1 protein-coding gene is annotated in these 252 nt (G+C 57.9%); it reads right to left on the bottom strand.

What is annotated here, in order from left to right:
- Window positions 1–252: EF-Tu/IF-2/RF-3 family GTPase (locus tag KAJ71_RS23330; protein WP_248947805.1), on the bottom strand; the 252-nt coding region annotated here is incomplete at both ends.

The following is a 252-nucleotide window of genomic DNA, read 5'->3' as shown; positions in this document are numbered from 1 at the left end:
CTCGAAGACTTCGATCTTGTCGCCAACCTTGACGTCGTTGTAGCTCTTGACGCCGATACCGCATTCCATGCCGGCACGTACTTCGGAAGCGTCATCTTTGAAGCGGCGCAGGGATTCCAGCTCGCCTTCGAAGATAACGATGTCTTCACGCAGTACACGAATCGGACGGTTACGGTGGACGGTGCCTTCGATAACCATGCAGCCGGCGATCGCGCCGAATTTCGGCGAGCGGAACACGTCACGCACCTCGGC

The sequence above is a fragment of the Serratia silvae genome (assembly GCF_023282985.1).
In the GTDB taxonomy this organism is placed as follows: domain Bacteria; phylum Pseudomonadota; class Gammaproteobacteria; order Enterobacterales; family Enterobacteriaceae; genus Chania; species Chania silvae.
This window is presented reverse-complemented; position numbering and strand designations above follow the sequence as displayed.